We start from the raw sequence: 17,789 nt of genomic DNA on the forward strand, positions 1-17,789 counted from the left end.
CGCCGATGACGGATTCCATCACCCTGCGCCTGGGCGACCGGGCGTTTGGCAACGACCAGCCCATGGCCCTGTTCGGCGGCATGAACGTTCTGGAATCCCGGGACATGGCGATGCGGGTGGCCGAGGCGTACGCCGAAGCCACCACCGCCCTGGACATGCCCTGGGTATTCAAGGCCAGCTTCGACAAGGCCAACCGCTCCTCGCTGCACTCGTTTCGCGGGCCGGGCCTGGACGAGGGCCTGAAGATCTTCGAGGAGATCAAGGACACCTACGACTGCCCGATCATCACCGACGTGCACGAGCCGTATCAGGCGGCGCCGGTGGCCGAGGTGGCGGACATCATTCAGTTGCCCGCTTTTCTGGCGCGGCAGACCGATCTGGTGGTGGCGATGGCGAAGACCGGCGCCATCATCAATATCAAGAAACCCCAGTTCATCGCCCCCCACGAAATGAAGCACATCCTGCACAAGTGCGAGGAGGCCGGGAACGACCGGCTGATCCTGTGCGAGCGCGGCTCCTGTTTCGGCTACAACAACCTGGTGGTGGACATGCTCGGCTTCGGCATCATGAAGCAGTTCCGCTACCCGCTGTTCTTCGACGTGACCCATGCGCTGCAGATGCCCGGTGGCCGCGCCGACTCCGCCGGTGGCCGTCGCCAGCAGGTGGCCGAGCTGGCCCGCGCCGGCATCAGCCAGGGCATCGCCGGCCTGTTCCTGGAAGCCCACCCGGACCCGGACAACGCCAAGTGCGATGGCCCCTGCGCCCTGCGCCTGGACCGGCTGCAGCCATTCCTTGAGCAAATGCAAACCCTGGATAATGCCGTCAAGGCGTTGCCCGCCTTCGACAATCACTGAGTTCGTATCTAGAGAGACCGACCCATGTCCAAAATCGTCGACGTCAAGGCCCGCGAGATTCTCGATTCCCGCGGCAACCCCACCATCGAAGCCGATGTGATCCTGGAGTCCGGCCACAGCGCCAGCGCCTGCGCCCCCAGCGGCGCCTCCACCGGCTCCCGGGAAGCGCTGGAACTGCGCGACGGTGACAAGAGCCGTTACCTGGGCAAGGGCGTGACCCGCGCGGTGGGCAACGTCAATTCCGAGATTCGTGAACTGCTGGTGGGTGTGGACGCCGCCGACCAGCGCGGCCTGGACCAGGCCATGATCGACGCCGACGGCACCGAGAACAAAGGCAACCTGGGCGCCAACGCCATTTTGGCGGTGTCCCTGGCCGCCGCCAAGGCGGAAGCCCTGGCCCAGGGCAAGCCGCTCTACGAATACATCTCCGACCTGCAGGACGACGACAACGAGTACTCCCTGCCGGTGCCGATGATGAACATCATCAACGGCGGTGAACACGCGGACAACAACGTGGACATCCAGGAATTCATGATCCAGCCGGTGGGCGCGCCCACCGTGGCCGAGGCGATCCGCTACGGCGCCGAGGTGTTCCACGCGCTCAAGGGCGTGCTCAAGGCCCGCGGCCTGAACACCGCGGTGGGCGACGAGGGCGGCTTCGCCCCGGACCTGCCCAGCAACGAGGCGGCCCTGGAAGCGATCATGGAAGCCATCGACAAGGCCGGTTACAAGGTCGGTGAGGACATCACCCTGGCCCTGGACTGCGCCTCCAGCGAGTTCTACAAGGACGGCCAGTACGTGCTGGCCGGCGAGAACCGCAGCATGGACTCCGCCGGCTTCGCCGATTACCTGGCCGAGCTGTGCGACCGTTACCCGATCATCTCCATCGAGGACGGCATGGACGAGTCCGACTGGGACGGCTGGAAGATCCTCACCGAAAAGCTCGGCAACAAGGTGCAGCTGGTGGGCGACGACCTGTTCGTCACCAACACCAAGATCCTCAAGCGCGGCATCGACGAGAAGGTGGCCAACTCGATCCTGATCAAGTTCAACCAGATCGGCTCCCTGTCCGAGACCCTGGACGCCATCAAGATGGCCAAGGACGCCGGCTACACCGCGGTGATCTCCCACCGCAGCGGCGAAACCGCCGACACCACCATCGCCGACCTGGCGGTGGCCACCGCCGCCGGCCAGATCAAGACCGGTTCCCTGTGCCGCTCCGACCGGGTCGCCAAGTACAACCGCCTGATCCGCATCGAAGAGGAACTGGGACGTGCCGCTTACAACGGCCGCAAAGAATTCCGGTTCCTGTAAGCCCTTGAAGGCCGGTCTGCCGACGGTCGGGGAGGGCGCGTGAAGCTTTCCCCGGCGCGCCAGGTGGTGCTCGCCGTGCTGGCCCTGGTGCTGCTGGGGCTGCAGGCGCGGCTATGGTTCGGGGAAGGCAGCCTGCGTCATGTGGCGAGCCTGAAAAAGCAGGTCGAGACGCTGACCGGCGACAACGCGGAGCTGGCCGAGCGCAACCGGCTGATGGCCGCCGACGTGCGTGACCTGAAGGAAGGCACCGAAGCGGTGGAGGAAATCGCCCGCAAGGATCTCGGCATGATCCGCGACGGCGAAACCTATTTCCTGATCGTGGAACCCGGGGACCGCGCCAGTGACGCCCAGCAAGACTCTCAATAGACCGCTCTACGCGGTGGTGCCCGCCGCCGGCGTCGGTGCGCGCATGGGCGCCGGCCTGCCCAAGCAGTACCTGAGCCTGGACGGGCGCACCGTGGCCGAGCACACCGTCACCCGGCTGCTGGCGTTCGCGCCGATCCGCCGGGTGGTGGTGGCGGTGGCCGAGGGCGACCCCTGGTGGCCGCAGCTGAGCGTGGCCCGCCACCGCCGGGTGCGGTCGGTGGCCGGCGGCGCCAGCCGCGCCGACTCGGTGCGGGCCGGGGTCAGGGCGGTGCTGGACGAGGACGCCGACGCCTGGGTGTTGGTGCACGACATGGCACGGCCGCTGGTGCGGCTGTCCGATGTGCAGTCGCTGGTGGCCCGTGGCGCCGACAGCGACGACGGCGCCATCCTGGCGCGGCCGGTCACCGACACCATCAAGCGCGCCGACGCCGCTGGCCGCATCGACGCCACTCTGGACCGGCGCCACATCTGGCGGGCGCTGACCCCGCAACTGTTCCCCGCCGGCGCGCTGTACGACGCCCTGGCCGGGGACCTGTCCGCGATCACCGACGAGGCCTCCGCCCTGGAGGCCGCCGGCCGGCATCCGGCCCTGGTGGAAGGTCGCGCCGATAACATCAAGATCACCCTGCCCGAGGACCTGGCGCTGGCGCGCTTCTACCTCGCGGCCCAGGAAGAGGAGGGGCTGGCATGGCGACCCCTGGCCTAGATTCCCTGCGCATCGGCAATGGCTTCGACGTGCACGCCTTCGACGACCAGGGCGACCACGTGATGCTGGGTGGCGTGCGCATTCCCCATTCGCGCGGGCTGAAGGCCCATTCCGACGGCGACGTGGCGCTGCACGCGCTCACCGACGCGCTGCTCGGTGCCCTGGCCCTGGGCGACATCGGCCATTACTTCCCCGACACCGACCCGCGATGGAAGGGCGCGGACTCCGGAAAACTGCTGGCCCGGGTGATGCAGGACATCACCGGCGCCGGCTGGCGGGTGGCCAACGTGGACCTGACGGTGATCTGCCAGGCGCCCAAACTGGCGCCGCACCTGGACGCCATGCGTGACCGCATCGCCGCCTTGCTGGGCTGTGACCGGGGCCGGGTGTCGGTGAAGGCCACCACCACCGAAAAGCTGGGCTTCACCGGCCGGGGTGAAGGCATCGCCGTGCAGGCTTCGGCACTGTTGTGGAAGGAATAACCGTGACCGACACACCACCGGCCACGCCGGCGGCCCACGGCGGCCCCGCCGGCAGCGCCCTGTTGCGGGTGGAGGCGGCGGACTTCCGCGTCGACGAGATCATGACGGTGGTGCCGGACGGCGAGGGCGAACACCTTTGGCTGGACATCGAGAAGACCCACTGGAACACCGAGGACGTGGCCCTGTGGCTGGCGAAACAGGCCGGCGTGCACCGGCTGGCGGTGGGCTACAGCGGCCTCAAGGACCGCCGCGCCGTGACCCGGCAATGGTTCAGCCTGCATCTGCCCGGCAAGCCGGACCCGGACTTCGAGGCCGCCGAGGGGCTGGTAATCCACCGCGCCGTGCGTCACCGCCGCAAGCTTAACCGGGGCACCCACCGGGGCAACGCCTTCCAGCTGCGCCTGCGTCAGGTGGAGGCGGATCGGGACCGGCTGGCGGCGACGCTGGCGGCGGTGGCCGGGCAGGGCGTGCCCAACTATTTCGGCGAGCAGCGTTTCGGCCGCGACGGCGCCAACTGGAGCCGTGGCCGGGCCTGGCTGCTGGGCGGCGAGGCGCCGCGCAAACGTACGCTGCGCAACTTCTGGTTGTCGGCGGTGCGCTCCGGCCTGTTCAACGCGGTGCTGGCGGAGCGGGTGCGCGACGGCGTCTGGGACCGGCTGCTGGAGGGCGACCTGCTGCGCCCGGACGGCAGCCGTGGCCTGTTCGCCGCCGACGAGGACACCACCTCGGCGGCCCGGGTGGCCGCCGGCGAGGTCCATCCCACCGCCCCTATGCCGGGGCGGGCGGGCATGGCATCATCGGCGGCTTGTCAGCGATTGGAACAGCGGGTGCTGGCGCCCCACGACGGGTTGATCGCGGCCCTGGCGGAACTGGGCCTGGACGCGGAGCGGCGCGCCACCCGCCTGCCGGTGACCGGGCTGGAATGGGGCTGGGCCGGTGATACGCTGGAGCTGGCTCTGCGGCTGCCCACCGGCGCTTTCGCCACCTCGGTGCTGGCGGAGTTGTTGACCACGACCACACCTTGAATCAAACAATCAATTCGGCGGGGGCCGGACAGCGGACGGGAACCGGATGGGGGATCCAGCAACGGACATGGACACGGAATTGCGCGGCATCGGCATGACATCGGCGAGAACCCGGGAGCGGCTTATCAACCGCCTGCGGGACGTGGGCATCGCGGACGATCGGGTGCTGGAGGTGATCCGCACCACGCCGCGCCATTACTTTATCGACGAAGCGCTGGCCCACCAGGCCTACGACGACACCGCCCTGCCCATCGGCTACGGCCAGACCATTTCCCAGCCCTGGGTGGTGGCGCGCATGACCGAACTGCTGATCGCCGAGCGGGTGCCGGAGAAGGTGCTGGAAATCGGCACCGGCTGCGGCTACCAGACCGCCGTGCTGGCGGCGCTGTGCCCGCAGGTGTACTCGGTGGAGCGCATTCGCCCGCTGCAGGACCAGGCGCGCCAGCGGCTGATCAGCCTGGGCCTGGCGCGGGTGCAGCTGAAGCACGCGGACGGCGGCTTCGGCTGGAAGGCGGCGGCGCCCTTCGACGGCATCCTGGTGGCCTGCGCCCGCCCGGAGATCCCCCGCGAACTGCTCGATCAACTGGCCGACGGTGGCCGCCTGGTGATGCCGGTGGGTGATCGCACCCAGCATCTCACCGTGGTGGACCGGGTGGGCGATGAGATTCGTACCCGGCAGCTGGACGCGGTGCGCTTCGTGCCGTTCCAGCGGGGCGTGCAATGAGTTTCCGGCCCGGGGTGTTCCTGCGCGGCCTCGCCATGGGCGCCGCCGATGTGGTGCCCGGCGTGTCCGGCGGCACCCTGGCATTGATCACCGGCATCTATGAAGAACTGATCGATACCCTGGGCGGCATCGGCCCGGGTTTGCTCGGCGTGTGGCGCCGGCAGGGCTTCGCCGCGTTCTGGCGGGCCGGCAATTTTACCTTCCTTTTCACTCTGCTGGCCGGGATTGTTACCAGCATCGCGCTGCTGGCGCGGCTGATGACCTGGCTGCTGGAGCACCATCCGGTGCCGGTGTGGGCGTTCTTCTGCGGACTGATTCTGGCCAGCATTTTCCTGGTGCTGGCGCCGCTGAAAAAACGCGGCCCGCCGCAATGGCTGGCCTTCGTGGTCGGCACCGGCGCGGCGGTGGCGATCAGTCTGGCGCCGGGGCTCACCGCCTTCGGCGTGTCGCCGCTGATCTTTTTTCTGGGCGGCGCGGTGGCCATCTGCGCCATGATCCTGCCCGGCATCTCCGGCAGTTTTATCCTGTTATTACTGGGTTTGTACCCTTCGGTGCTGGCCGCGGTGGACGCCGGTGACGGGCCGCTGCTGCTCAGTTTCGTGGCCGGTTGCGCCCTGGGTTTGCTGGCGTTCGTGCGGCTGCTGAAATGGCTGCTGCACCATTACCACGACACCGTGATGGCGTTGCTCGGCGGCTTCATGGCCGGCTCGCTGGTGAAACTCTGGCCCTGGCGGCTGCCCCTGGACCAGGGCGTGGCGGAGCGCTGGCTGTGGCCGGCGGACTACGCCCGCGCCACCGACGGCGCCAGCCATCTGGGGCTGGGGCTGGCGATGATGGCGGTGGGGCTGGTTCTGGTGTGGCTACTCTCCTTTGCCGCGCCCGTGCATAATGAGGCGACCCCAACGGACGAGTAGTCTTTTGCGTGTTTGTCTTGTCACAATTCTGTTGATGACCCTGACCGGTTGCGCGGTGAGCAGCCCGCCGCCGGTGGTGGACATCTACCAGCAGGACCAGCGCGCCGGCAAGGTGACCTCCGGCCAGCACCGGGTGCAACGGGGCGAAACCCTGTACTCCATCGCCTGGCGCTACGGCTGGGACTACCGCTCCCTGGCCCGGGCCAATAACATCGGCGCGCCGTACACCATCTATCCCGGCCAGGTGATTTCCTTCGCCGGCGGCAGCCCCCGGGAAACCACCCCGGAACGGCCCGCCGCCTCGACCCCGTCCCGCCCCACTTCTTCCGCCGGGTCGTCTTCCTCGTCCACCGCCTCCACCCCCACGCCGGCACCGCCGCCGCCGAAGACCAGCAGTCCGTCCGCCACCGGGCCGGTGAACTGGCAGTGGCCGGCCAGCGGCGACGTACTGGAGCGTTACTCCAGCGCCGCCGGCGGTCGTCGCGGCATCGCCATCGGCGGCCGCGAGGGCAGCCCGGTGGTGGCCGCCGCCAGCGGGCGCGTGGTGTACCGGGGCAGCGGCCTGACCGGCTACGGCAACCTGCTGATCATCAAGCACAATGATCGCTGGCTGAGCGCCTACGCGCACAATAAGAAGTTGCTGGTGAAAGAGGGCGACCGGGTCGACGCCGGCCAGGAGATCGCCACCATGGGCGCCAGTGGCACCCTGCACACCCAGCTGCATTTCGAGATTCGCAAGGACGGCCAGCCGGTGGACCCGCTGGCCCTGTTGCCAAGGAAATCCTGACCATGCACGAACCGCTGGACGACCATCAGGCCCGCCGTTTGCTGACCCTGGCGGCCAGCGCCTCGGTGGCCACCGCGCTGATTCTGATCGCGGTGAAAAGCGTGGCCTGGACGCTCACCGGGTCGGTGAGTCTGCTGGCCTCGCTGATCGATTCGATCATGGATTCCCTGGCCTCGCTGGTGAACTTCGCGGCGATCCGCTATTCCCTGGTGCCGGCGGACGACGAGCATCGCTTCGGCCACGGCAAGGCCGAGGCCCTGGCCGGTCTGGGCCAGTCGTTGCTGATCGCCGGGTCGGCGCTGTACCTGCTGCGCGAGGCGGTGCTCAAGCTGCTCGATCCCCAGCCCCTGGAGGCCACCGGCCTGGGCGTCGGCGTGATGGTGTTCTCCATCGTGCTCACCGCGCTGCTGCTGGTGGTGCAGAAATACGTGGTGCGCCGCACCGGCTCCACCGCCATCGACGCGGACTCCCTGCACTATCTTTCCGACCTGGCGGTCAACGCGGGCATCATCGTGGCGTTGGTGCTGAGCGGTTTCGGCTTTATCGAAGCGGACGGCCTGGTGGGGCTGGTGATCGCCCTCTACATTTTTTATTCCGCCTGGAAGATTGGCTGGGACGCGGTACAGCTGTTGCTTGACCGGGAACTGCCCGGCGAGGTGCGTGACGTGATCGGCACGGTGGTGGCGGAGCACGCCCAGGCGCTGGGTTTCCATGACCTGCGCACCCGCCAGTCCGGGCGCACCCAGTTCATTCAGCTGCACGTGGACATGGACGAGCGGCTGTCGCTGCGCGAGGCCCACGACCTGGGCGAGCGCATCCGCGCCGACATCGTCGCCCATTATCCGGCGGCGGAGGTGATCATTCACCACGACCCGGTGCCGAACCCGCCGCACGTTTCCGTCGACCCGGATCGCCGCTGAAGCGGCACGCCGCTCGGCCGCTGCTACCGGGCCGGGCGACGCTCCGCGTCAGCGGTCCTCGGTTTCAGCGGCGATCTCGGTGGTGGCCGCCACGCGCAGCTTCGGCTTCACGGTGATCAACAGCGCCGGCAGCAGCGTCAGGTTGCTGAGCAGCGCCACCAGCATGGCCAGCCCGGTCAGCAACCCGAAGTACACCGTCGGATTGAAGTTGGAGAACGCCAGGATCGAGAACCCGGCGATGATCACCAGCGAGGTGTAGTACATGGCCTTGCCGATGGAGGCGTGGCAGCGGCGCATGGTGGCGGCGTAATCCCGGTCCCGGGGCCACTCCTCGTGGAAACGGTGCACATAGTGGATGGTGTCGTCCACGGCGATGCCGATGGTGATGGCGGTAATGGTGATGGTCATCAGATCCAGCGGCAGACCGATCCAGCCCATCAGGCCCAGCACCGTGGCCGCGCTCACCAGGCTTGGCACCATGCTGATCAGCGCCACCGGCAGGGACCGGAACAGCAACAGCAGCATCACCATGATCGCCACGAACACATAGCCCAGCGTCTTGATCTGCGAGTCGAACAGGCTCTGCAGCATATTGTTGTAGAGCACCATGGCGCCGGTCAGATGCACCTGCTCCGGTTGCAGATCGAACTTCGCCACCAGATCGTCGTTGATCTTTTCCAGCAGATCATTGCGGTTCAGACCCGGGTAGGAATCCACCACCCGCACGCTGATGCGGATCTGCCGGCCGTCGTCGGACAGGTAGGGGCGCACCAGCTGGCCGCGCAGATCGTCGGGAATGAAACTGGCCAGCAGCATCAGCTGCACATAGCTGAGCGGACCCTCGTTGATCTTCTTGGCCACCTCGTAGGTGGTGGCGATGGACAGCACCTTGCCGGTTTCCGGCAGGGACTTCAGATAGTTCTCGATCTCGCTGATCCGATCCAGACGCTGCGGCGTGTACCAATAGGCGCCTTGCAGGTCCGGGCCGCGATCCTCGGCGTTCGCGTCGCTGCCGGAGGCGCTGCTGGCGAACGGGTCCTCGCCGCCGCCGAAATCATCTCCGGAGCCCGAGGTCTGCGCGAACGGGTCCTGCTCCACGGCGCCGAAGCCGTCGCCCTGGCCGGTGCCGCGGTCGCCGCCGTTCTGGCCGGCGGGGCCGTCGAAGGGATCCGCTTCCACCCGGGCGAAGCCGTCCGACTCACCGGTGCCGGACCGGGCGGAAGACGTGTTGGCCCCGGTATCCGCGTCGCGCGGCGGCGCGTCGATAACGATGTCCAGGGGCGTGGTGCCGCCCAGCTTGCGGTCGATCTGCAGCATGCCCTGGTAAATTTCCGTGTCTTCCTGGAAATAGTCGATAAAGCGGTTTTCCACGGTCAGCCGGGTCATGCCCCACAGGGCCGCCGCCAGTCCGACCACGGTAAGCAGCAACAGGGCGGCGCGGTGGCGCTCGGTGAAGCCGGCGAAGCCCAGGGTCAACTGCCGGGTCAGGTCACGACCCTGACGGGGCTGGCCCGGTGACAACCGGGCGAGCAGGGCGGGAAACACCAGGAAGCAGGTCACCAGGGCCACGCCCAGGCCCAGGGTCATCATCCAGCCGAAATCGATCACCGGGCGGATATCGCTGATCACCAGGGAGGAAAAGCCCACCATGGTGGTCAGGATCATGTACACGCTCGGGCGCATCATGTGCGCGGCGGTCTCGCGCAGCAGCCAGGCCTGGGTGGCGTCCGGATTCTCTTCGTGCAGTTCCCGGTAGCGCACCGTCAGGTGGATGGTGATCGACATGGTGATGATCAGCAGCAGCGACAGATAGTTGCTGCTGATCACGGTGACCTTCCAATCCATGAAACCGAGCCAGCCGGTGACCACCAGGGCGGTCACCGCGCAGCAGACCAGCGGCACCACCACCCAGCGGGGCCGCCGGAAAACCAGGAACAGCGTCAGAATCAGGAACAGCAACACGCCCAGGCCAAAGATTTCCAGATCGGACTGGATAAAACCGATCATGTCCGAGGCGATCATCGGCACGCCGCCCAGGAACAGCTGGGCCTGATCCCGGTAGCCGTCCATGATGCCGCGAATGGTTTCGATGCGCTGGCTGGTGCGTGCCTGCACCTGGCTGTTGTAGTCGCTGAAGGTGGTCGCCACCTGTTCCAGCTCCGCCGCTTCGGCGTCATTCAACTCGCCCTGGCGCTCCTTCTCGCGCAGGGCGTTGCGGCGATTGAGCAGCTCGAAGAACCGCTCGTCGCGCTGGAAGGTGATCAGCATGGCGGTGGTGCGGCCGTCGTCGCTGACCAGCAGATCCTCGTAAAGCGGGTTCTCCTCGGTGAATTCGCGCTTCGCCAGATTCAGGTCCACGTTCTCGTCGAGCAGGGTGCGGTAGCCGTCGGACAGCTCGGTGAATTCCACCTTGGGACTGAACAGCAGCGGCACGTCCAGCAGGCTGTACACCGAGGCCACCTGGTCCACGTCTTTCAGTTCGTTCTGCAGCCGTGCCACGTGATCGAGGGTATCGCGCTGGAACAGCGGGCCGTCCTTGGGCGTGTAGGTGACCACCAGGAAATCGCTGCCGCCGTACTGCTTGGCGATTCCCCGGTAATATTCCAGGGCCTGATCGTTCTCCAGGGTCAGGGATTCCGCGGAAGCGTCCAGCTTGAAGTGGCGGGCCTGCCAGGCGGCGGTGCCGCACACCAGCGCCACCACCAGCAGCCAGAAAACGGGGTGGCGCAGCACCAGGGCGCAATAGGCGCGGAACAGTCTGGACATCATTGGGATTCCCCCTGGTGCTTAAAGTGAGTGCGTAAAGTGAGTGCTTGAATGAGTGCCGTGGAAGCGGCTAGAACATGGCCGCGAATTCGGCGGCGAAGCGCTGGTCGAAGCGGTGAATCAGGCGACCGGCGGGCAGCGTCAGCAGGGTCAGCAGGCCCTCGGACCACTCTTCCTGATGCACCCGGCAACCGCCGGCGCCGTCGTCCAGGAAGGTGAAGCGATGGATCAGCCGGGCCATGGGCAGATCCAGCCCCCAGGCGATGCATTCGTTTTCGCGGTACTCGTGCACCCGGACCACCACCGGCGCCGGCGGCAGCCGGGGCAGATCGGCGACGAACAGCAGGGCGGCGCCGGGCCGCCACTGGCCGCCGAACAGCCGTGCATGGCGCACCACCGAACACCAGTCGGACCAGTCCTGGACCTGACTGAACAGGGAAAACGCCTGGCGGGGGGAAGCGCGGGTGCCGGTCACTTCGTCGATGAAGTAGCGTTTCAGCATAACGTCCTCGTTCTTCGTGGCTTCCAAGAGTACCGATCCTGTTTGCCGGTCACCAGCGGCTTGTGCCGGGGGGCTTGACCGATGCGACGGTGGCCGGGAATCACCTGGTCAATGCAGGCGTGGTGCCATCATCGTCCCATAGGGGACGTCGAATAATAATGAAAAGAGGGAACGTCATGGTGGGAAAGCACCCGCCCGCCTCCGGGGTCGATCCGTTTTCACGCCGGGAACCGCTTGACCGGTTGCTCGACGGTGGTGTCGGCACGGAGCGGGACCCGACCCGGGGGCTGCGGCTTGGCCGTGGGCAACACTATACCCGGCTGCGTCTGCCCGGCCACTTGATGGCGGCCTCGGGCACCCTGGAGCAGGCCCTGCAGGCCTGGTTCCATTACAAGGACTTGCTGGTACCGCATCTGGACTTCCGGCTCACCCGGGGCGAACACCATTGCGCCCTGACCGTGGACGACGGCGACGGGCCGGACACCGCCGACGACCCGGCGCGGGACGATCTGCTGGTCACCACCCTGGTGGCGGTGGGCCGTTCATTGCTGGGCGGCAAGCTGCCGATCCATCGGGCCATGATGCGCCGGCCGGTGCCCACCGGCCTGAGCGACTACGAACGGTTCTTCGACTGCCCGCTGCGCTTCGGCGCCGCCCGCAACGGCATCGAGTTTTCACCGGCGCTGCTCGGCCAGCCCCTGCCCGGGGCGCGGCCGGCCTACCGGCGCCGCCTGGAGTACCGGGCCGAGCGGCTGCTGCTGCAACGGCAGCGAGAAGGGGGCGTCGTGGCGCGGGTGCGGGAGCGGCTGAGCGCCGGCCTGGGCCTGAGCCAGGGGGCGCTGACCGTGGAGCGGGTGGCCGCGGATCTGGGCATGACCCCGCGCACCCTGCAGCGGCGGCTGCGGGAGGAGGGGGTTCAGTTCGCGCGGCTGCGTGACCAGGTGCGGATGCGCTGCGCCTGCCAGCGGCTGCTGGAGAGCGGTTGCGATATGCAGGCGCTGGCCCTGTACCTGGGCTTTTCCGACACCGCCAACTTCTATCACGCCTTCAAACGCTGGAAAGGCTGCGCGCCCGGCGAATACCGGCGCCGCGCCCTGAGCGGCTGAGCGGGCCGACGGAAAGCGCCGGGCGAGCGGGGCTGGCCCGGTGCCCGGGCCGGCGCCTATGATGGCGGCCATGACTCAGCATGACCGACCCTCAACGGTTCTGGACCGGGACCGGGCACAACGGGAATTGGACACCCTGTGGGCGTGCCCGCCGGGCAGCTGCCGGCTGAGCCTGTCCGCCGGCGGCGCCACCGGCCAGACCGGCGCCCTGGACCGGGACGGGCGGCGCTATTTCTTCAAGTGGTTGCCCGACGAGGATGCTCTGGCGGCGGAGGCGGACGGCCTGCGCACGCTGGCGCCGGCCATCCGCGTGCCGGAGGTGGTCCACCAGGGGCCCCTGGCCGGCGGCCACGCCCTGATTCTGGAGTGGTTGGACACGCGGGCGTTGGGCCACCGGGAGTGGGCGCGGTTCGGTGAGGCCCTGAGAGAAATGCACCGGGTCACCGGCGCGCGCTTCGGCCATCACCGCGACAACTGGATCGGCGCCACGCCTCAGTGCAACCGACAGGAAGACGACTGGGCCACCTTCTTCGTGCACCGGCGCCTGGCCCCGCAACGGCGGCTGGCCCTGGAGCGGGGCCTGCCGGCGGACATTGCCGACGCCGTGGAAGCGGTGATGGCCCGCGTACCGGAATGGCTGGACGGCCTGGCTATCCGGCCGGCGTTGCTGCACGGCGATCTCTGGCACGGCAATCTGGCGGCCCTGGCCGATGGCACCCCGGTGGTCTACGACCCGGCGGTGTACCACGGCCACGCCGAGACCGACCTGGCCATGCTGACCCTGTTCGGCAGCGTGCCGGACGCTTTCTACCGGGCCTACGGCCAGAATCCCCGGGAACCGGAATTCCAGCATCGCGGCCGGCTTTACAACCTGTATCATCTGCTCAACCACCACAACCTGTTCGGCGCGTCCTACACCCGGGCGGTCCAGGACACCGCCGAGGCGCTGTTGCGAAACCGGTTGCGGTCTTGAGGAGAGAAACCCGAATGCAGATCGTCGCCGACGAAAACATGCCCGCCCTGGAGAGCTTTGAGCGCCGGGGCACCGTCACCCGCGTCAACGGCCGTACCCTGACCCGCGAGGCCCTCGCCGACGCCGAGGTGCTGCTGGTGCGCTCGGTGACCCGCGTCGACCGGGCGCTGCTGGAGGGCACCCCGGTGCGCTTCGTGGGCTCCGCCACCATCGGCACCGACCACGTGGACCGGGCGGCGCTGGACGCGCTCGGCATTGCCTTCGCCCACGCCCCCGGCTGCAACGCCCGGGCGGTGGCCGAGTACGTGCTGCAGGCCCTGCTGCTGGCCTGCCAGCGCCAGGGCCGGGTCCTGCACGAAAGCCGGGTCGGCGTGGTCGGCCTGGGCAATGTGGGCGGCCGGGTGGCCACCTGGCTGAACGCCCTGGGCGCCACCGTGATCGGCTGCGACCCGCCGCTGGCCCGTGGTGGCGCCCGCGCGCCAGTGCCGCTGACTGGTCTGGACGCGGTGCTGGACGCGGATCTGATTACCCTGCATGTGCCGCTCACGCTGGACGGAGAGGACGCCACCCGGCATCTGCTCAACGCCGAGCGCCTGGCCCTGCTCGGGCCGGAGCAGACTCTGATCAGCACTTGCCGGGGCGCGGTCGTCGACAACCGGGCCCTGGCCCGGCAACTGGCCGCCGGCCAAGGGCCGCTGACGCTGCTGGATGTGTGGGAGAACGAACCGCGCCCGGACCCGGCGCTGCTCGAACGGGTATGGCTGGGCTCGCCCCATGTGGCGGGCTACAGCGTGGAAGGGAAATGGCGTGGCACCGCCATGCTTTACGATGCCTGGTGTCGCTGGGCCGGTGAAGCCGCCCCCGGCGCGACCCCGCCAGTGAGCGGCGAGACCCTGGATGCGCCGGTCCACGATGAAGCGGACCTGCTGGCGCTGCTGCGACGGGCCTACCGCCTGCACGAGGACGACCGGCGTCTGCGCGAGGCGCTCGCCGGCGACGACCCGGGCGCCGCCTTCGACGCCCTGCGCAAGCATTATCCGCCCCGTCACGAACTGCTCTACTGGCGCCACCAGGGCGAGGTGGCGGCGCCGTTCAAGCCGCTGGTCAGCCGGCTTTTCGCGCCGGCGTAGGATAGTGCCAGGCTTGCTCCAGCTCTTTGCAGGCTCGCAGGATCATGGCGTCGGTGATGGGGATTTCGCGGCCCTGTTCGTCGACCACGGCGGCGCCGTTGAACTCCCGGCGGCTGGAACCCTGTGAATAGTTGAGACGGTGCATGGCGATTTCTCCGCTGTGTTCCCTGACGCGGCCATTGTTCAAAAAAGGTGTGATCGTTTTATGACAAACCCGCCTGAACCGCTGATTCTCGGTGTGCTGGTCAACCCGTTCGCCGGCCTCGGCGGGGCCGTCGGTCTCAAGGGCAGTGACGGCACCGACACCCGGGAAGAGGCCCTGCGCCGGGGCGCTGAACCGATGGCGGTGGCGCGCATGACCCGCGCCCTGGAGGCGGTGGCCGATCAGGCCGGCCACCTGCGCGTGCTCACCTGGGGCGGCGATATGGGCGAGCACAGCTGCCGGGCCGCCGGCCTGCCGGCGGAGGTGCTCGGCACCTCCCCGTCGCCCAGCGACGCGGAACACAGCCGCCAGGCGGCCCGCGCATTGCTGGACGCCGGCGCCCAGCTGCTGCTGTTCGCCGGCGGCGACGGCACCGCCCGCGACCTGGTGGACGCGGTGGGCGAAGCGATCCCGGTGCTGGGCGTGCCCGCCGGCTGCAAAATGCACTCGGCGGTCTATGCCATCAACCCGGAGGCCGCCGGTCGGCTGCTGGCGGATCTGGTCCAGGGCGGCCTGGTGGCGCTGCATCAGGCGGAAGTCCGCGACATCGATGAGGACGCCTTCCGCCGCGGCGAGGTGCGCGCCCGCCACTACGGCGAACTCCAGGTGCCCGCCGAAGGCCGCTACCTGCAGCAGGTGAAATGCGGTGGCCGCGAAGTGGAGGATCTGGTGGTCACCGAAATCGCCGCCTCGGTGATCGACCACCTGGAAGCGGACACGTATTACCTGGTGGGCTCCGGCTCCACCGTGGCCACCGTGATGGAACAACTGGACCTGCCCAACACCCTGCTGGGCGTGGACATCGTGCGCAACCAACAGCTGGTGGCCGCCGACGTGGGCGCCGAACAGATCCTCGAGATCATCGGCGATGACGCCCCGGCCCGCGCCCTGCTCACCGTGATCGGCGGCCAGGGCCACCTGTTCGGCCGCGGCAACCAGCAGTTCAGCCCGGCGGTGATCCGCCGCCTCGGCAAGGCCAACATCCAGATCCTGGCCAGCCGCACCAAACTCGCCACCCTGGACGGCCGCCCCCTGGTGGTGGACACCGGCGACCCGGACCTGGATCGCCAGCTGTGCGGGCTGTGGCCAATCACCAGCGGCTACGAGGACACCTTGCTGTACCGGGTGGCCACGGACGCATCGGAGTGATCCGGCTCGCCGCGCCTGTGTGAATGAGTTCAAAAAAACATCCTTCAATACGCATTTTCTTGCTCTTCCTCTGGATCGATGGGGCGCGCTTCCTATACTGAGCTTCGGAATAAAGTCTGACCCTGTGTAAACCGGTGGGGGCCGGAGGGCGGACATTGCCAAGGAACCAGGCTCGGGGGAAGGAACCATCAAGCTCTTCATTTCCGTGCTGTGCGCGACCGCTCTGGCCGCCGTCGGGACCGCTGCGGCGCAGCCCGATCCACAGCAACGCATGTACGACCGTCTGCAACAGCAGGAACAGTTACGCCAGGAACAGCGCCTCGAGGAAATGCGCGTGCCCGGCGAGCGACCGGCGATACCCGCGCCGCGCCCCGAGGGCGCCGCATCGGATCACTGCTTCCCGATCGATCATTTCACCCTGACCACGCCAGACGGCGACGCGCCGCCGTTCGGCGCCTGGCTGGCCGCGGTTCTGCTGAAATGGCAAGGCCGCTGTCTCAGCCTTACGGACATTCGCGGACTGCAATCGCTGCTGACCAACCGCCTGATCGAGCGCGGGTTCATTACCAGTCGGGTGTTGCTGCCGGAGCAGGACATCGACGATGGCGGGCTCACTCTGCTGGTGGTGCCCGGCCGCGTTGAAGCCCTGCGCGGTGAGGGGATCAGTGACGCCCTGCTGCGGCGGGCCGTGCCGTTGTCGCCGGGGGATCTGCTCAACCTGCGCGCCCTGGAGCAAGGCGTGGAGAACCTGGCCCGGCTGCCTCACCTGGACGCGGAAATGGATCTGGCGCCGGGCACGGAGCAGGGCGATACCGTGGTGCTCGGCCGCGCTGACTGGCCCCGTGCCTGGCAGGGCAGCCTGGTGGTCAACGAGAAGCACTACGGCGACATCACCCACGGTACCGGGCAGCTGTCCCTGGACTGGGGCAGTCCCTTCGGTCTTGCCGACCGGCTGTCCCTGGGGCTGAACAGTGACCTGGACCGGGAGTTCTCCGACCGGGCCTGGGGCGCCAGCCTCGATTACGACGTCAGCCTGGGCTACTGGAACCTGGCCGGAGGTTACAGCCGGCAGGCCTATCAAAGCGACGTGGCCGGCATTTTCCAGCGCTTCGATTCTTCCGGCATCACCGAGATTTCCCGCCTGGAACTGACCCGGGTGCTGCATCGCTCGCAGCGTACGCGGTTGTCGCTGACGCTGCTGGGCGCCTACACCCGGGTGGGCAACCGCATCGAGGACACCACCATCCAGGTGAGCAGCTACCGGTTGCGCACCGGCGGATTACGCTTGAGCGGCAAGTCCCGGGTGGGGGAGGTGCAACTGGCCGGCAGCCTCACCGCGGAACGCGCCTGGGCCGCCGGCCCGGCCACCGACCTGCCCGTGGGGGCGCAGGTGGCCGACCCGATTCATAGCCGTTACCAGCTGTTTCTGTCGGCCAGCCGCTTTTTCCCGGACTGGTACGGGGCCTTGCAAGTCCGCCTCAACGGACAGTACAGCCGCGACGCCCTGTTTCCCTCCGAGCGCCTGTCCCTGGCTTCCGCCGCCGCGGTCCGTGGCTACGACAGCCTGTCCGTGAGCGGCAATTCCGCCGCCGCCGGCACCGTGCAGTTCGACCTGTATCCGCCGCTCACCGGCCCGGTGAGCCTGAAGCCTTTTGTCGCCTGGGATCTGGGCGTGGTGCCCGGCGATCGCCCCGAGACGGAGTTCGCCCGGTTGTCCTCGACCACCGCCGGTCTGGCGGTGGGCTATCGCGACCTGCAACTGACCACGCAGGTGAGCTGGCCTTTGCAGCAACATTCAACGGAGATGACGGACCATGAATACACAGCCCTGGCAAGTCTGTACGTTCAGTTCTGACGCCCACGGAAGGG

The 17,789-nt window shown here is 68.1% G+C and carries 18 protein-coding genes; 15 read left to right on the top strand and 3 right to left on the bottom strand.

The genetic code is table 11. From position 1 onward, the window contains the following. Positions 1 to 5: 5 nt before the first annotated feature. The 10 genes from kdsA to ACLD0W_RS10245 all read left to right on the top strand — a co-directional run bounded on the left by kdsA (position 6) and on the right by ACLD0W_RS10245 (position 8,092). Positions 6 to 854 (top strand): 3-deoxy-8-phosphooctulonate synthase, encoded by an 849-nt coding sequence (kdsA, locus tag ACLD0W_RS10200; RefSeq protein ID WP_410307372.1) that lies wholly within the window; start codon positions 6 to 8, stop codon positions 852 to 854. A 24-nt stretch (positions 855 to 878) separates the two neighbouring features. Further along, positions 879 to 2,168, top strand: coding sequence for a phosphopyruvate hydratase (gene eno / locus ACLD0W_RS10205; protein ID WP_410307373.1), 1,290 nt, complete (start codon positions 879 to 881; stop codon positions 2,166 to 2,168). Positions 2,169 to 2,207: 39 nt separating this feature from the next. Then, entirely contained in the window at positions 2,208 to 2,534 is a 327-nt protein-coding gene (locus ACLD0W_RS10210; protein WP_410307374.1) for an FtsB family cell division protein, read from the top strand. Beyond that, complete coding sequence (gene ispD / locus ACLD0W_RS10215; protein WP_410307375.1) at positions 2,509 to 3,240, top strand: 2-C-methyl-D-erythritol 4-phosphate cytidylyltransferase; 732 nt, start codon at positions 2,509 to 2,511, stop codon at positions 3,238 to 3,240. The genes ACLD0W_RS10210 and ispD overlap by 26 nt, the downstream gene beginning before the upstream one ends. Then, the gene (gene ispF / locus ACLD0W_RS10220) at positions 3,222 to 3,722 is read left to right on the top strand and encodes a 2-C-methyl-D-erythritol 2,4-cyclodiphosphate synthase (protein ID WP_410307376.1); all 501 of its coding nucleotides are present in this window, start codon (positions 3,222 to 3,224) and stop codon (positions 3,720 to 3,722) included. Before ispD ends, ispF begins: the two co-directional genes overlap by 19 nt. Positions 3,723 to 3,724: 2 nt before the next feature. After that, positions 3,725 to 4,747 (top strand): tRNA pseudouridine(13) synthase TruD, encoded by a 1,023-nt coding sequence (gene truD / locus ACLD0W_RS10225; RefSeq protein WP_410307377.1) that lies wholly within the window; start codon positions 3,725 to 3,727, stop codon positions 4,745 to 4,747. A gap of 67 nt (positions 4,748 to 4,814) precedes the next feature. Next, complete coding sequence (locus ACLD0W_RS10230; RefSeq protein ID WP_410307378.1) at positions 4,815 to 5,471, top strand: protein-L-isoaspartate(D-aspartate) O-methyltransferase; 657 nt, start codon at positions 4,815 to 4,817, stop codon at positions 5,469 to 5,471. Further along, positions 5,468 to 6,385 (top strand): DUF368 domain-containing protein, encoded by a 918-nt coding sequence (locus ACLD0W_RS10235; protein WP_410307379.1) that lies wholly within the window; start codon positions 5,468 to 5,470, stop codon positions 6,383 to 6,385. Before ACLD0W_RS10230 ends, ACLD0W_RS10235 begins: the two co-directional genes overlap by 4 nt. A gap of 34 nt (positions 6,386 to 6,419) precedes the next feature. After that, a complete protein-coding gene (locus ACLD0W_RS10240) occupies positions 6,420 to 7,172 on the top strand; it encodes a peptidoglycan DD-metalloendopeptidase family protein (protein WP_410307380.1) in 753 nt (250 codons plus the stop codon). Positions 7,173 to 7,174: 2 nt separating this feature from the next. Beyond that, positions 7,175 to 8,092 (top strand): cation diffusion facilitator family transporter, encoded by a 918-nt coding sequence (locus tag ACLD0W_RS10245; protein WP_410307381.1) that lies wholly within the window; start codon positions 7,175 to 7,177, stop codon positions 8,090 to 8,092. A gap of 48 nt (positions 8,093 to 8,140) precedes the next feature. On the opposite strand, the gene ACLD0W_RS10250 is transcribed toward ACLD0W_RS10245, so the two are convergent. Next, positions 8,141 to 10,858 (bottom strand): efflux RND transporter permease subunit, encoded by a 2,718-nt coding sequence (locus ACLD0W_RS10250; RefSeq protein WP_410307382.1) that lies wholly within the window; start codon positions 10,856 to 10,858, stop codon positions 8,141 to 8,143. Between the two features lie 70 nt (positions 10,859 to 10,928). Beyond that, positions 10,929 to 11,360 carry an SRPBCC family protein gene (locus tag ACLD0W_RS10255; protein WP_204429555.1) on the bottom strand — a complete coding sequence of 144 codons (432 nt, stop codon included), beginning with the start codon at positions 11,358 to 11,360 and terminating at the stop codon, positions 10,929 to 10,931. Between the two features lie 176 nt (positions 11,361 to 11,536). On the opposite strand from ACLD0W_RS10255, the gene ACLD0W_RS10260 reads away from it, so the two are divergent. The 3 genes from ACLD0W_RS10260 (at position 11,537) to ACLD0W_RS10270 (ending at position 14,569) form a co-directional block, all read left to right on the top strand. Then, complete coding sequence (locus tag ACLD0W_RS10260; RefSeq protein WP_410307383.1) at positions 11,537 to 12,466, top strand: helix-turn-helix domain-containing protein; 930 nt, start codon at positions 11,537 to 11,539, stop codon at positions 12,464 to 12,466. A 70-nt stretch (positions 12,467 to 12,536) separates the two neighbouring features. After that, positions 12,537 to 13,439: a fructosamine kinase family protein gene (locus ACLD0W_RS10265; RefSeq protein ID WP_410307384.1), complete on the top strand. Its 903-nt coding sequence runs from the start codon at positions 12,537 to 12,539 to the stop codon at positions 13,437 to 13,439. Between the two features lie 14 nt (positions 13,440 to 13,453). Then, a complete protein-coding gene (locus tag ACLD0W_RS10270) occupies positions 13,454 to 14,569 on the top strand; it encodes a 4-phosphoerythronate dehydrogenase (RefSeq protein ID WP_410307385.1) in 1,116 nt (371 codons plus the stop codon). On the opposite strand, the gene ACLD0W_RS10275 is transcribed toward ACLD0W_RS10270, so the two are convergent. Then, positions 14,544 to 14,714 (bottom strand): PA1571 family protein, encoded by a 171-nt coding sequence (locus tag ACLD0W_RS10275; RefSeq protein ID WP_410307386.1) that lies wholly within the window; start codon positions 14,712 to 14,714, stop codon positions 14,544 to 14,546. The two genes, ACLD0W_RS10270 and ACLD0W_RS10275, sit on opposite strands and share 26 nt — an antisense overlap. Before the next feature lie 60 nt (positions 14,715 to 14,774). Between ACLD0W_RS10275 and ACLD0W_RS10280 the strand changes: the two genes are divergently transcribed. Together ACLD0W_RS10280 and ACLD0W_RS10285 are read left to right on the top strand one after the other, a co-directional pair. After that, positions 14,775 to 15,920 (top strand): ATP-NAD kinase family protein, encoded by a 1,146-nt coding sequence (locus ACLD0W_RS10280; RefSeq protein ID WP_410307387.1) that lies wholly within the window; start codon positions 14,775 to 14,777, stop codon positions 15,918 to 15,920. Positions 15,921 to 16,191: 271 nt separating this feature from the next. Continuing rightward, complete coding sequence (locus ACLD0W_RS10285) at positions 16,192 to 17,775, top strand: ShlB/FhaC/HecB family hemolysin secretion/activation protein (RefSeq protein WP_410307388.1); 1,584 nt, start codon at positions 16,192 to 16,194, stop codon at positions 17,773 to 17,775. Positions 17,776 to 17,789 lie beyond the last annotated feature (14 nt).

Origin of the sequence: Alloalcanivorax sp. C16-1, from assembly GCF_046507805.1 — a bacterium.
In the GTDB taxonomy this organism is placed as follows: Bacteria; Pseudomonadota; Gammaproteobacteria; order Pseudomonadales; family Alcanivoracaceae; genus Alloalcanivorax.

What these genes read in the sequence shown, in the direction of transcription:
- ACLD0W_RS10245 (WP_410307381.1), top strand. Translation starts at nt 7,175, where the DNA reads ATGCACGAACCGCTGGACGACCATCAGGCCCGCCGTTTGCTGACCCTG.
- kdsA (WP_410307372.1), top strand. Translation starts at nt 6, where the DNA reads ATGACGGATTCCATCACCCTGCGCCTGGGCGACCGGGCGTTTGGCAAC.
- ACLD0W_RS10275 (WP_410307386.1), bottom strand. Translation starts at nt 14,714, where the DNA reads ATGCACCGTCTCAACTATTCACAGGGTTCCAGCCGCCGGGAGTTCAAC.
- ACLD0W_RS10280 (WP_410307387.1), top strand. Translation starts at nt 14,775, where the DNA reads ATGACAAACCCGCCTGAACCGCTGATTCTCGGTGTGCTGGTCAACCCG.
- ACLD0W_RS10235 (WP_410307379.1), top strand. Translation starts at nt 5,468, where the DNA reads ATGAGTTTCCGGCCCGGGGTGTTCCTGCGCGGCCTCGCCATGGGCGCC.
- eno (WP_410307373.1), top strand. Translation starts at nt 879, where the DNA reads ATGTCCAAAATCGTCGACGTCAAGGCCCGCGAGATTCTCGATTCCCGC.
- ACLD0W_RS10260 (WP_410307383.1), top strand. Translation starts at nt 11,537, where the DNA reads ATGGTGGGAAAGCACCCGCCCGCCTCCGGGGTCGATCCGTTTTCACGC.
- ispF (WP_410307376.1), top strand. Translation starts at nt 3,222, where the DNA reads ATGGCGACCCCTGGCCTAGATTCCCTGCGCATCGGCAATGGCTTCGAC.
- ACLD0W_RS10265 (WP_410307384.1), top strand. Translation starts at nt 12,537, where the DNA reads ATGACTCAGCATGACCGACCCTCAACGGTTCTGGACCGGGACCGGGCA.
- ACLD0W_RS10250 (WP_410307382.1), bottom strand. Translation starts at nt 10,858, where the DNA reads ATGTCCAGACTGTTCCGCGCCTATTGCGCCCTGGTGCTGCGCCACCCC.
- ACLD0W_RS10285 (WP_410307388.1), top strand. Translation starts at nt 16,192, where the DNA reads ATGTACGACCGTCTGCAACAGCAGGAACAGTTACGCCAGGAACAGCGC.
- ACLD0W_RS10270 (WP_410307385.1), top strand. Translation starts at nt 13,454, where the DNA reads ATGCAGATCGTCGCCGACGAAAACATGCCCGCCCTGGAGAGCTTTGAG.
- ACLD0W_RS10255 (WP_204429555.1), bottom strand. Translation starts at nt 11,360, where the DNA reads ATGCTGAAACGCTACTTCATCGACGAAGTGACCGGCACCCGCGCTTCC.
- ACLD0W_RS10230 (WP_410307378.1), top strand. Translation starts at nt 4,815, where the DNA reads ATGGACACGGAATTGCGCGGCATCGGCATGACATCGGCGAGAACCCGG.
- ACLD0W_RS10240 (WP_410307380.1), top strand. Translation starts at nt 6,420, where the DNA reads ATGACCCTGACCGGTTGCGCGGTGAGCAGCCCGCCGCCGGTGGTGGAC.